This is a genomic window from Ottowia sp. (assembly GCF_035325765.1).
In the GTDB taxonomy this organism is placed as follows: Bacteria; Pseudomonadota; Gammaproteobacteria; order Burkholderiales; family Burkholderiaceae_C; genus Ottowia.
The window spans coordinates 58,681-70,301 of record NZ_DAOKZG010000011.1; the positions used below are offsets into that span (position 1 = coordinate 58,681).

General features: G+C 68.8%; 13 protein-coding genes. All 13 read right to left on the minus strand.

The genetic code is table 11. The features are described from left to right. Positions 1-62: 62 nt before the first annotated feature. On the minus strand, positions 63-1,241 hold the full coding sequence (locus PKA16_RS06085; protein WP_324401413.1) for a serine hydrolase domain-containing protein: 1,179 nt from the start codon (positions 1,239-1,241) through the stop codon (positions 63-65). A 62-nt stretch (positions 1,242-1,303) separates the two neighbouring features. Beyond that, positions 1,304-2,509 (minus strand): CoA transferase, encoded by a 1,206-nt coding sequence (locus PKA16_RS06090; protein WP_324401415.1) that lies wholly within the window; start codon positions 2,507-2,509, stop codon positions 1,304-1,306. Between the two features lie 69 nt (positions 2,510-2,578). Continuing rightward, entirely contained in the window at positions 2,579-3,559 is a 981-nt protein-coding gene (locus PKA16_RS06095; RefSeq protein WP_324401417.1) for a 3-hydroxyacyl-CoA dehydrogenase NAD-binding domain-containing protein, read from the minus strand. 21 nt (positions 3,560-3,580) lie between these two features. Further along, positions 3,581-4,339, minus strand: a complete 759-nt coding sequence (locus PKA16_RS06100) for an acetoacetate decarboxylase (RefSeq protein ID WP_324401419.1) — start codon at positions 4,337-4,339, stop codon at positions 3,581-3,583. A gap of 89 nt (positions 4,340-4,428) precedes the next feature. Then, a complete protein-coding gene (locus PKA16_RS06105; RefSeq protein WP_324401421.1) occupies positions 4,429-5,592 on the minus strand; it encodes an ABC transporter substrate-binding protein in 1,164 nt (387 codons plus the stop codon). Positions 5,593-5,671: 79 nt separating this feature from the next. Beyond that, positions 5,672-6,832 (minus strand): ABC transporter substrate-binding protein, encoded by a 1,161-nt coding sequence (locus PKA16_RS06110; protein ID WP_324401423.1) that lies wholly within the window; start codon positions 6,830-6,832, stop codon positions 5,672-5,674. 31 nt (positions 6,833-6,863) lie between these two features. Then, the gene (locus PKA16_RS06115) at positions 6,864-7,568 is read right to left on the minus strand and encodes an ABC transporter ATP-binding protein (protein WP_324401424.1); all 705 of its coding nucleotides are present in this window, start codon (positions 7,566-7,568) and stop codon (positions 6,864-6,866) included. Further along, complete coding sequence (locus PKA16_RS06120) at positions 7,552-8,319, minus strand: ABC transporter ATP-binding protein (RefSeq protein WP_324401427.1); 768 nt, start codon at positions 8,317-8,319, stop codon at positions 7,552-7,554. The genes PKA16_RS06115 and PKA16_RS06120 overlap by 17 nt, the downstream gene beginning before the upstream one ends. Next, complete coding sequence (locus PKA16_RS06125; protein WP_324401429.1) at positions 8,312-9,304, minus strand: branched-chain amino acid ABC transporter permease; 993 nt, start codon at positions 9,302-9,304, stop codon at positions 8,312-8,314. Before PKA16_RS06125 ends, PKA16_RS06120 begins: the two co-directional genes overlap by 8 nt. Before the next feature lie 2 nt (positions 9,305-9,306). Further along, a complete protein-coding gene (locus tag PKA16_RS06130) occupies positions 9,307-10,170 on the minus strand; it encodes a branched-chain amino acid ABC transporter permease (RefSeq protein WP_324401431.1) in 864 nt (287 codons plus the stop codon). A gap of 268 nt (positions 10,171-10,438) precedes the next feature. Beyond that, on the minus strand, positions 10,439-10,822 hold the full coding sequence (locus tag PKA16_RS06135; protein WP_324401435.1) for a dihydroneopterin aldolase: 384 nt from the start codon (positions 10,820-10,822) through the stop codon (positions 10,439-10,441). Between the two features lie 14 nt (positions 10,823-10,836). Next, entirely contained in the window at positions 10,837-11,250 is a 414-nt protein-coding gene (locus PKA16_RS06140) for a dihydroneopterin aldolase (RefSeq protein ID WP_324401437.1), read from the minus strand. Beyond that, on the minus strand, positions 11,247-11,621 hold a 375-nt coding region (locus PKA16_RS06145; protein ID WP_324401439.1), incomplete at its 5' end, for an SDR family oxidoreductase. The genes PKA16_RS06140 and PKA16_RS06145, both read right to left, overlap by 4 nt.

The following is an 11,621-nucleotide window of genomic DNA, read 5'->3' on the forward strand; positions in this document are numbered from 1 at the left end:
CGTGCGCGGGAGTTCGTTGCGATTGACTGTAGCCGAGCGGCAGCGTGCTGTCACCCACGCATTCAGCAGCCGAGGGCCTGGTACGCGAGGTTGTGGAATTCGAAGGTGTAGGGGTTGCCGAAGCCGTAGTAGCGCTGCGTCATCAGCACGCCGGCGATGGCGAGGCGCGGGTTGATCCACCACACGGTGCCGGCCAGGCCGCCCCAGCTCACCTCGTCGGTGGCGGTGGGCGGGTCGAACGGCCCCGGCTGGACCAGCACCGAGGAGCCCAGGCCGAACAGGCGGCCGGGGTTGGCCGGCATGTTGGGGAACTGCACGTACTGGCCGGGCGCGACCTGGTTGCGGCACATGGCGGCGAGCGTGTCGGGCTTCAGCAGGGCCTCGCTGCCGGGCATCAGGGCCTGGATCAGGCGCACCGTGTCGTCCAGCGTGGAGACCAGGCCACCGCCGCCCGACTGGCGCAGCCTGGGGCTGGTGTAGGCCCCCGGGAACGGCGCGTCGTCCATGCGCACCAGGCCGGGCTTCAGGGGGTCCATGAAGTCGACGCCGCCGTACAGCGCGGCCAGGCGCGGGCGCTTGTCCTCGGGCACCCAGAAGGCGGTGTCGGTCATGCCCAGGGGGCCGCAGATGCGCTGCTGGAAGAAGTCGCCCAGGGCCAGGCCGGAGACCACCTCGACCACGCAGCCGAGCACGTCGGTGGCGAGCGAATACTCCCAGCGCTCGCCGGGCTGGAAGCCCAGCGGCAGCGGCGCCAGGGTGTCGATGAACTGCTGCTGCGTGAGCAGGGGGTTGTGCACCCCGGCGGCCTGGTAGGCCTCGAACAGCAGGGTGCCGGGGTCGAAGGCGCCGTAGCCCAGGCCCGAGGTGTGGGTCATCAGGTGCTGCAGGGTGATCGAGCGGCGCGCCGGCTCGACCTCGTCGATGCGCTGGGCGCCGGGACGCAGCACCTGGCGGTGGGCCAGCGCCGGCAGGTAGCGCTCGACCGGATCGTCCAGCCGCAGCCGCCCGTCCTCCAGCAGCAGCAGCACGGCGCAGGAGGTGAGCAGCTTGGTGTTGGAGAAGACGCGGAAGATGTGGTCGCCGCGCAGCGGCACGCCGGCCTCGACGTCGGCCTGGCCGCATACGAAGCGGTCGACCACCTCGCGCCCGCGCAGGACGGCGGTGGCGACGCCAGGCAGGAAGCCCTGCGCGACCTGGGCGCGCATGGCGGCGTGGAGGGGTTGGAAGGGGGATGGGGTCATGCCGTGGCGGTCGGGGGATGGGCTGGGGATGGTCGAGTGGCGGGCGCGGGCGGCACAGGCTCTCAGGCAATGGCCCTGGCCTGACGCAGAGCGGTGATCTCGGCGGCGCCATAGCCGGCCTGGCGCAGGATGGCGTCGGTGTGCTCGCCGATCGCGGGTGCCTTGCCGGGTGCGGAGACGCCGGCACCGTCGACGTAGAAGGGCCCGGCGAGGGTCAGGGCCGCGGGGTCGTCGGCGAAGGGCACCAGCACGCCGGCGATCCGGGACTGCTCGTCGCCGGCCATATCGGCCATTTCGGCGATGCGCTCGAACACGACGCCGGCCTCGCCGAGGATGCGGCACCAGTCGTCACGGTCGCGCGAGGCAAACGCCGCGTCGAAGTGCGCGATCAGCGCGACGCGGTTGTCGTAGCGGGCGGCGCGCGTGCCAAAGCGCGCGTCCTGCACCAGTTCGGCCAGGCCCAGGCACTCGGCGAGCCGGGGCCAGTCGCGCTCCTCGTTGACGGTGGTCAGGATCAGCCAGTGCCGGTCGCGGCAGCGATAGTGGCAACTGAGCGCGTTGAAATACTCCTCGCGCGGCGGTCGCTTGCTGAAGCTGCCACCGCACAGCGCCGCCTGGATCTGGGTGCCGTTGGCCCACATGCCGTTGGCCAGCAGGGAGGAGCCGACCCGCGTGCCGCGGCCGGTGCGCTCGCGCTGGTAGAGCGCCACCATGATGGCGGCAAACAGCGAGACGCCGGAGGGATGGTCGCCCATGCCGGGCAGCGCGCGCGCCGGCGGCGAGCCGGCATCGGGCAGCACCATGGCCATGAGGCCGGAGCGCGCCCAGTAGGCGGTGATGTCGAAGCCGGGCTTGTTGGCCTCGGGGCCGGTTTCGCCATAGCCGGTGAAGGAAGCGTAGATGAGACGATCGTTCCGGGCCATCAGGCGCTCATGGTCCAGCCCGAGCCTGGCGCGTGCCTGCAGCGGATAGTTGGTGATGAAGATGTCGGCCTGAGCGGCGAGGCGCTGCAGCACGGCCTGAGCCTCGGGCAGGCGCAGGTCGAGTGCCAGGCCGCGCTTGCCGCGGTTGTCGAGCATCCAGGTGTAGGGATGGTCGCCGGCCTTGGGCATGCCCGGCAGGCTGGGCAGGATGCGCGAGGTGTCGCCGCCGGGCGGCTCGATCTTGATGACGTCGGCCCCATAGTCGGCCAGCAGCGTGGCCGCCACGGGCGAGGCGATGAAGCTGCCGCAGTCGATGACCTTCAGTCCTGCGAAGATGGGTTCCATGGCTTGTCTCCTGCTGAACGGCGGTGGCGCGGACGGGGTGGCGGATGCGCCGATGTCCGTGCGCGCGGGCTAGGCGTCGCGCTCCCCCTCGTCCGTCACGCCGGCGCGCGCGCGCAGCAGGGCGATCTGGGTATCGTCGCGCCGGCGCTCCATCTGCGCCATGGGGGTGGCGCCATAGGCGGCGTCGCCCTGCTCGATGATGAGCTGCGCCACCGCGTCCGTGTACTCGATGGGCGAAGGGTTGGCCCAGCTCACCTTCATGCCGGGGCCGAACTGCTTGAAGTAGCCGCGAAAGCCGGTCGGCCCGCCGCCCATGTAGAAGGAGCTGAACGGCCCGTTGACGGCCCAGCGCAGGCCGATGGAGTTGGTGACGATGTCGTCCAGCTCCTCGATCGTGACCACGCCCTGCTGCACCAGGTAGCAGGCCTCGCGCATGATCACGCCCTGCAGGCGATTGGCCACGAAGCCGCGCATCTCCTTGCGCAGCACGCGCGGCTCCTTGCCAAGCGCGCGGTAGAAGGCGACCGCGTCGGCGGTGGCCTGGGGGTCGGTGCGCGTGCCGGGCACCACCTCGACCAACGGGATCAGGTGCGGCGGATTGAACGGGTGGCCGACCAGCAGGCGGCTGGCGTCCCGCATGAGCTGGCCCTGCTCGGTGGCGATGCGTGCCGAGCTGGACGACAGCAGCAAGGCATGCCTGGGCACGGCCTGCTCGATTTGCGCCCAGAGCTGCTGCTTCCATTCGCTGCGCTCGGGGCCGTTTTCCTGCACCAGGTCGGCGCCCGCCACGGCGCGCGCGAGATCGGGCTCGAAGCGCAGGTTCTTCTCGAGGCCCTCGTGCGGCAGCTCGAGCGCGCGCAGCGTCGGCGCGGCTTTGCGCAGGAAGTCATGCACACGCTGCTCGATGTCGGGCTGCGGGTCGTGGACGACCACGTTCAGGCCATGGGCCAGGAACAGCGCGGCCCAGGAGGCCCCGATCACGCCGGCGCCGATGATGCAGGTGTCGTGGTAGCGGTCCAGGATGGCCGCGGATGCGGTGGTGTCGCTCATGGCTTGCCGCCTCCCCGCCCCTCAGGACGCGTCGTCCAGGTAGTCGTGGCAGCGCTTCGCGCGCGCCAGCGTGAGGTCGGTCAGGATGTGGCTGGCGCTGACGATCTCGCGCACCGGGAAGTCGGCCATGGGCGCGAGGGCGTGCTCGAACAGCTGCAGCCGCGCCGGGCCCTTCCAGGCGCCCTTGATGGTGATGTCGGTGATCTGGGTGCGCAGCAGCTCGGCGATGCGCGGCTCGCCGCGCGGCTCGGGGCTGTCGTAGGTCCACAGCAGCTTGAGCATGAAGGTCGGCAGGCACAGCTCGGCCCTGGCCTGCTCGGGATCGAGCCGGCGGTGCTTGTAGCCCATGGTGGCCGTGGCCACGCGCAGGGTGCCGTAGTCGAGCGTGCCGACCAGGGTGTCGGAGTCGACATAGAGCCGCGGCGCGCCCCATTTCTTGGGATAGGCGCTGACCTCGCGGCCCGAGGCGAGGGCCGGCAGGTTGTCCAGGTACATGGCGTGCAGGTATTCGCCCTTCTCCTGGCCGAGGCGCACCTGGATCGCCTGGCCGCATTCGGTGTAATCGCCCAGGCCCTCGGTGTCGGGCATGCGCATGACCTCCCAGCGCACCAGCGGTTCGTCGATCTCGAGCGGCTCGGGCACCACGGCGCGCAGCGCGTCGTAGTCGGTGCGGTAGAGGATGTTGAAGTACTCGCGGTTGTAGAAGCGAAACGGCCCCCGGGTGAACGCCGGTCCGCCGATCGGCGTGGTGAGCTGCTTGAGGATGTCTGCCTTTTTCATGGTCTGGCCCTGCAGTTGCCGGTGGCGCCGCGGGGCGCGCGGCCCGCCCGACTGGGCAGGCCGCGGCGTTCGCGCGCGCGCCGCCGTGCTCAGAAATCGGAGATCTTGACTTCGCGAATCTTGCCGTCCTCGACCACGGCGACGCGCCCATCGAAGAGCGAGAGGCCGTTTTCGTTCATGCCCTTGTAGAGCAGGAAGTTGACCGATTCGGGCAAGGCCTTGTAGGCGTCGCCGCCCTTGGCGCGAATGGCCGCCGCGTCGCTGGTGCTGCCCGCCAGCTTCATGGCCTCGGTGAGCATGTAGACGCCGATGTAGGGGATGGCGAAGTCGCTGCCAATGATGCGGCCCGGGTAGATCTGCTGGGCGCGCTTGACGAACTCGACGGCGGCGGGGCTCTCGTCCGCCATCGTGGGCAGCACGCCCATGGTGCCGTTGAGCGCCGCCAGGCCGCCGGCCACGGTGGCGACCTCGTCGGCCTTGGCCTGGTCGATCAGCAGGAAGCCCCCCTTGAAGCCCAGCTCGCGCGCCTGCTTGACCACGAGGCCGGTGGGTTCGGAGGGGCCGCCGATCAGCATGACGTCGGGCTTGGCCGCCAGCACCTTGCTGACGCCACTGTAGAAATCGGCCGACTTGTTGTAGCTGAGCGGGTTGTCGGCGACGATCTTGCCGCCGGCCTGCTCCCAGGCTGGCTTGAAGGTCTTTTCCCAGACCTTGCCGTAATCCGAATCGGTCACGGCCACGGCCAGGTTCTTGCCGAACTTGCCCATCGAATAGCCGATGAACGGCTTGAGGTAGTCGGTGATGTTGGGCGGCAACTGGATCGTCAGCTTGTTGCCGCGCGCGGTGATCTCGGGCAGGCTGGAATAGGCGAGCAGCAGCAGGTTCTGCTGCTGGTTGCGCGTCTGCACGGCAAAGATGCCGCCGGAGTGGGGCACCACGATCGCGGCGATCTTGTCCTGCTGCACCAGGCGCTGCGCGTTGATGGCGGTCTCGCTCGGGTTGTACTTGTCGTCCAGGCCGATGATCTCGAAGTTCACCTTCTTGCCGCCGACCTCGAAGCCCTTGGCATTGATCTCGTCGGCGGCCATCTTCATGCCGTCCAGCACGTTCTTGCCGTAGAAGGCGGCGCCGCCCGAGAGCGGACCGGAAAAGCCGATCTTGACCACGTCCTGGGCTTGCGCCGAGAGCGGTGCGAAGGTCAGGCCGGAAACGACCAGGCCGGCCAGGATGGTGGTGCGTCGAGTGATTGTCATGGGTGTGGACCTCCAGTAAGCAAAACGATGTGGAAACCTGATGTGCCGCGGCGCGGGCCGCGGACCGATGCGCGCCGCCTCAGTCGACGGTGAGCTGGCGAACCTTGCCGCCCTCGACCACGCCCACCAGCGGCTTGAGCAGCGTGCCGCCGTCGGCGTCGACGCCGGTGTAGCCGAAGAAGTTGACGGCCGCTGGCAAGGCCTTGTAGGCAGCATCCATCTGGGCGCGGATCGCGCTGGCGTCGCTGGGGCTGCCGGCGAGCTTCATGGCCTGCGCGAGCGCATGGACGTTGATGTAGTTGAGCGCCTGCTCGTAGGTCGGCGTCTTGTCCTTGTGGATCTTCTGGTAGCGCTCGACGAAGCCCTTGACGTCGGGGCTGGGGTTGGCGTCGAGCGGCAGGATGCCGACCGATCCCTCCAGCGCCTGGTAGCCGCCGGTGATGGCCTGCACCTCTTCCAGCTTGGCCTGGTCGATCAGCATGAAGCCGCCCTTGTAACCCAGTTCGCGCGCCTGCTTGACCACCAGGCCGGTGGGCTCGGAGGGGCCGCCGATCAGGATGGCGTCGGGCTTGTCGGCCAGCACGCGGCTGACACCGGCGTAGAAGTCGGCCGACTTGTTGTAGCTGAGCGCGTTGTGGATGGCGATCTTGCCGCCGGCCTTTTCCCAGGCCGGCTGGAACGCGGCGGACCAGGCCTTGCCGTAGTCGCTGTCGGTCTCGGCCATGGCCCCGGTCTTGCCCAGCTTGTCGATGCCGTAGCGGACGAAGACGTCGACGTAGGCGGTGTAGGGCGCGGTCACGCGCACGGTGAGCCTGTTCTGCTGCTCGGTGATGCGCGGCACGCTGCTGTAGGCCAGCAACAGCAGCTTCTGCTGCTGGTTGCGCGTCATGACGGCAAAGATGCCGCCGGAATGCGGCACCAGCATGACCGCGGCCTTGTTCTGCTGCACCAGGCGCTGCGCGTTGATGGCAGTCTGGCTGGGGTTGTACTGGTCGTCCAGCGCGACGACCTTGAGCACGACCTTCTTGCCGCCCACGTCCAGGCCGGCGGCGTTGATCTCGCCGATCGCCATCTCGATGCCTTCGAGCACGTTCTTGCCGTACAAGGCGGCGCCTCCGGACAGCGGGCCCGAATAGCCGAGCGTGACCTCCTGCTGCGCCCGGGCCGCAGGCGTCGCCGCCAGGCCCGCCAGCGCCAGGGTCAGCGCCGCGGCCAGGGTGGTTCGACGTGTCAACATCATGATCGGTCTCCATGGAATAACAGGAAGCAGCTCAACCGCCGATGTAGGCCTTGCGGATGCGCTCGTCGCCCAGCAGGGTCTTGCTGTCGCCTTCCATGACGATCCGGCCGCGCTCCATGACGTAGGCGCGGTTGGAAATCTTGAGCGCGGCGTAGGCGTTCTGCTCGGCCAGCAGCACGGTGGTGCCGCGGCGGTTGATGTCCTGGATGATCCCGAACATCTGCTTGACCACCAGCGGCGCCAGGCCGAGCGAGGGTTCGTCGAGCATGAGCAACTTGGGGCGCCCCATGAGGGCGCGACCGATGGCCACCATCTGCTGCTGGCCGCCGCTGAGCGAGCCGGCAGGATCGTTGCGCTTCTCGGCCAGGATCGGGAAGGTCTGGTAGATCTGCTGCAGCGCCTGCTGGTTGCCGGCCTTGTCGGAGGCATAGACGTAGGCGCCCAGCAGCAGGTTCTTCTCGACCGACATCATGGGGAACAGCTTGCGCCCCTCGGGGCACTGGACGACCCCATGGCGCACGACCTGGGCCGACTTGAGGCCGAGCAGCTCGGCGCCGCCGAAGCGGGCGCTGCCGCCGGCCTTGTGCAGGCCGCTGATGGCGCGGAAGGTGGAGCTCTTGCCGGCGCCGTTGGCGCCCAGCAGTACCACCAGTTCGCCCGAGTCGGCGTGCAGGCTGATGCCCTCGAGCGCGCGAAAGCTGCCGTACGACAGGGTGAGGTCAGTCAATGTCAGCATGCTCGGCCCCCAGGTAGGCGTCGATCACCGCCGGATTGGCGCGGATTTCGTCCGGCGTGCCCTCGGCGATCTTCTCGCCGAAGTTGAGCACCAGGATCTTGTCGGCCAGGCTCATGATCATGTCCATCTTGTGCTCGATCAGGCAGACCGTCAGGCCGGTGCCGACCATCTTGCGGATGAGGTCGGCCAGGCCCCAGGTCTCCTCGGGGTTGACCCCGCCGGCGGGTTCGTCGAGCAGCAGCAGCCTGGGCTCGGTGGCCAGCGCCAGCGCGAAGGCGACGCGCTTGCGCTGCTCCTGCGTGATGTCGCCGGCCAGGCGGTTCTCGATGTGGGACAAGCCGACGAAGTCGAGCGCGGCGCGTGCCTTCTCGCGGCACACGCGCTCCTCGGTCTTCAGGCGCTGCGAGCCGAGGATCACGTCCAGGATGCCCGAACGCGTGCGCAGGCGGTGGCCGACGATCAGGTTGTCGAGCACGGTGGCGACGTCGAACAGCGTGGTGGCCTGGAAGGTGCGCGCGATGCCGAGCACGGCCACCTCGTCGGGCCGCAGGTCGGTGATATCGGCGCCCTCGTAGGTGAGCGTGCCAGCGGAAGGCTTGTGCACGCCGCTGATGAGGTTGAAGAAGGTGGTCTTGCCGGCGCCGTTGGGGCCGATGATGGCGTTGATCTTGCCGCGCTCGACGACGGTGCTGACGTCGTTGACGGCGACGTTGCCGCCAAAGCGCTTGGTGAGGTGTTCGACCTTAAGCATGGGGGGCCTCCTTGCCGGCGCCGGCCGCAGGTGCGGGCGCGGCAGGCGACGCGGCCGCGGCGCGGCGCGCCTTGCGCTCGAGATAGCTGCCGACGATGCCGTGCGGCGCAAAGATGACCATCAGGATCAGCAGCGGGCCGAAGATGATGAAGCGGAAGTCGGCCAGGAATTGCAGGTACTGCGTGACCCAGGGCACCAGGATGGCGCCCAGCAGCGGGCCGAGCACCGTGCCCAGGCCGCCAACCAGCATGTACATGGTCATCTCGAAGGTGTGCAGTTCGCTGGCGATGTCGGGGCTGAGGAAGCGCACGAAGCCGGCGTACAGACCGCCGGCCAGGCCGGCGTAGAGGATGGAGATGACGAAGGACAGGAGCTTGACACGCGCCAGGTGGATGCCCAGCGCCTGCGCCAGGTCGTCGCCGTTGCGGATCGCCATGAAGGTGCGTCCGAGCAGCGAGTTGACGATGCGCAGCATCAGCCACACGCTCAGGCAGAGGAAGGCGAACACCAGGTAGTAGGCCGCCAGCGGCGTGTCGGGGATGCCGGCCGGCGCCGGGATGCCGATGACGCCGACCACGCCGTGCGTCAGGGCTTCCCACTTCTCGATGATGATGAAGATGATGTAGCCGAGGCAGAGCGTGAAGATGGCGAAATAGTGCCCCTTCAGGCGCAGCGACAGCCAACCGAGCGGAATGCCGACCACCAGCACCGGCACCACGCCGGCGACGAAGGCGAGCCAGAACGGCCATTCGTAGTCGACCGTGAGCAGGCCGACGGTGTAGGCGCCGATGGCCATGAAGGCGGCGTGCGCGAGGTTGTACTGGCCGGTGTAGCCGGTGATGAGGTTCAGGCCGAGCGTGGCGATGGCGAAGATGTAGGCTGTCGCCATCACGGTGAGCAGGTAGTCGTTGCTCGCCACCAGCGGGAACAGCAGCCCCGCCACGAACAACAGGCCCCAGCCAATGCGTCCTCCAGGCATCTTCATGATCAGCGCCCCCCGTGGCCAAACAGGCCGCTTGGCCGGATCGACAGGATGACCACCAGCAGCAGGAAGGCGCCGATGTCCTTGTAGTCGGTCGAGATGTAGAAGGCGGTGAAGGCCTCGGCGAAGCCGATGATCAGCCCGCCGACGATGGCCCCCGGAATGCTGCCCATGCCCCCCAGGATGATGATGACGAAGGCCTTCATCACCACCAGGTTGCCCATCGAGGGCGAGACCAGCGAGATCGGCGCGAACAGGGTCGCGGCCACCGCCACCAGCACGCCCGAGATGGCGAAGGTGAGCATGGACACGCGCGTCGGGTCGATGCCCATGAGCGCGGCGCCCTCGCGGTTCTGCGCCATGGCGATGATGCTGGAGCCCAGCGTGGTGCGCGTGAGGAACAGGTGCAGCGCCAGCATCAGCACGAAGGCGCCGACGATGATCAGCAGGCGCTGCACCGGCGCTGTGGCGCCCAGGATGTTGACGATGCCGTCGTAGGGCGCCGGCATCTGGCGGAAGTCGGCGCCCCAGAGCGCCTGCGCACTGGCTTCCATGAACAGCAGCAGGCCGATCGCCGCCACCATCGGGTGCAGCAGCGAGGCATTGCGCAAGGGGTTGAACACCAGCCGCTCGGCGACCACCGACAGCCCCGCCAGCACCACCGCCGAGCCCAGCATGGCGACCCAGTAGTTGAGGCCGACCGAGGTCATCAGCAGGTACGACACGAAGGCGCCGACCATGTAGAACGCCCCGTGCGCGAAGTTGGGCACCTCGAGGATGCCGAACACCAGCGTGAGGCCCAGCGCCACCAGGCTGTAGATGCCGCCCAGCGTGAGTCCGTTCAGGATTTGCTGAAACAGGATTTCCACCGTGTCTCCTCGTTATGGTTGACCTGTGCCGGCACCACACGGGGACCCGGCGACGCGACTGGTTCGATGCAAGGCCACCCTGGGCAACGCTGAACCCCCCCGTGCGCCCTGCATCCCGCCCCCCTGCAGGGCCGCGCGCCATCACAAGAGCGTGTTCAGCGTTGCCTGAATCGTCGCCTGCACGACAGTCTAGGCAGTGGGTGGAGCGCTGGCAAGACGGCTTGACGCGTGCGCGACAGCCGGCCCTCGAAGCGCGGCAGTGTAGGCGCTACCAGCGCCCGGCTTCCATGCGGATGGCGACTTCGCAGTCGTCGAAGATCTCGAGCTTGGTGATCTTGACGCGCACGCCCTGGACGCCGTGCAGGCCGAGCAGGCGCTGGCACAGCTTGCCGATCAGGGTCTCGAGCAGGTTGACGTGCTCGGCGGTGCATTCGTCGATGATGATCTGGCGCACCTTGCGGTAGTCGAGCACGTGGGTGATGTGGTCGTCGCGCGGGCGCAGCGGCTGGTCGCCCAGGTTGAGCTCGGCGTCGACCTGGATCGGCTGCGGGGCGCGCCGCTCGTGGTCGAGGATGCCGAGGTTGGCGGCGAAGCGCAGGCCGGTGAGCTGCAGCAACTGCTGGCCGCGCGGGGGTCGGGTGGAACTGGCCATGGGTGGAGGCTGGCTTACCAGGGCTTGACGGCCACGCGCTCGACGCCGACCGAGGCGCTGTCGGGGTAGACGTCGGGCTTGCGCGTGGCCACGCGCGCGGCCTGCACCTTGGCGTGGGCGAGCACGCCGGCGAGCACGGCATCGCACAGGGTTTCCTGCAGCTCGTGGTGCTGGCGGCCGACGACGCCGGCGATGAGCGCGCGGATGAAGTCGTAGTCGAGGGTGTCGGCAATGTCGTCCTGCGCCGCCGGCGCGTCGTCCAGGCGCACGCACAGGTCGACGTCGAACCACAGGCGCTGCGGCGCCTGGCGCTCGAAGTCGTGCACGCCGATGCGCACGGCCACCTCGTGGCGGCGCAGGCTGAGCAGGCGGCAGTCGGTCGCCAGGCGCGGCTCGAGCACGGCAAAGGCCAGCAGCATGGACGTCACGCGGCAGGCCCCCGGGCGGCGCCGTCGACGGCAAACATGACGTCGCGGTCCAGCGCCACCAGGTGCTGGCCGTTGTCGGCCTGCAGGGTGGTGCCGTTGAGGGCGTCGTTCTCGGCGATGAAGAGGGCGCAGCGGGCGACCTGGGCCGGGTCGATGGCGCGCTGCAGCAGGTTGACGCGGCTGGCGCGGGCGAAGTTGTCCTCGGTCTGCGGGCCGCTCAGGTACATCAGCCCGGGCGACAGGCCGCACACGCGCACGCGCGGCGCCAGCGCCTGCGCCTGCAGGGCGACGGCGCCGGCCAGCGCCAGCTTGCTGACGGTGTAGGAGAAGTAGTCGGGGTTGAGGTTGTGCACCTTCTGGTCGAGCACGTG

Bases quoted from the DNA above. Each gene is read 5' to 3' on its own strand.
- PKA16_RS06085 (WP_324401413.1), bottom strand. From the start codon at position 1,241: ATGACCCCATCCCCCTTCCAACCCCTCCACGCCGCCATGCGCGCCCAG.
- PKA16_RS06090 (WP_324401415.1), bottom strand. From the start codon at position 2,509: ATGGAACCCATCTTCGCAGGACTGAAGGTCATCGACTGCGGCAGCTTC.
- PKA16_RS06095 (WP_324401417.1), bottom strand. From the start codon at position 3,559: ATGAGCGACACCACCGCATCCGCGGCCATCCTGGACCGCTACCACGAC.
- PKA16_RS06100 (WP_324401419.1), bottom strand. From the start codon at position 4,339: ATGAAAAAGGCAGACATCCTCAAGCAGCTCACCACGCCGATCGGCGGA.
- PKA16_RS06105 (WP_324401421.1), bottom strand. From the start codon at position 5,592: ATGACAATCACTCGACGCACCACCATCCTGGCCGGCCTGGTCGTTTCC.
- PKA16_RS06110 (WP_324401423.1), bottom strand. From the start codon at position 6,832: ATGATGTTGACACGTCGAACCACCCTGGCCGCGGCGCTGACCCTGGCG.
- PKA16_RS06115 (WP_324401424.1), bottom strand. From the start codon at position 7,568: ATGCTGACATTGACTGACCTCACCCTGTCGTACGGCAGCTTTCGCGCG.
- PKA16_RS06120 (WP_324401427.1), bottom strand. From the start codon at position 8,319: ATGCTTAAGGTCGAACACCTCACCAAGCGCTTTGGCGGCAACGTCGCC.
- PKA16_RS06125 (WP_324401429.1), bottom strand. From the start codon at position 9,304: ATGAAGATGCCTGGAGGACGCATTGGCTGGGGCCTGTTGTTCGTGGCG.
- PKA16_RS06135 (WP_324401435.1), bottom strand. From the start codon at position 10,822: ATGGCCAGTTCCACCCGACCCCCGCGCGGCCAGCAGTTGCTGCAGCTC.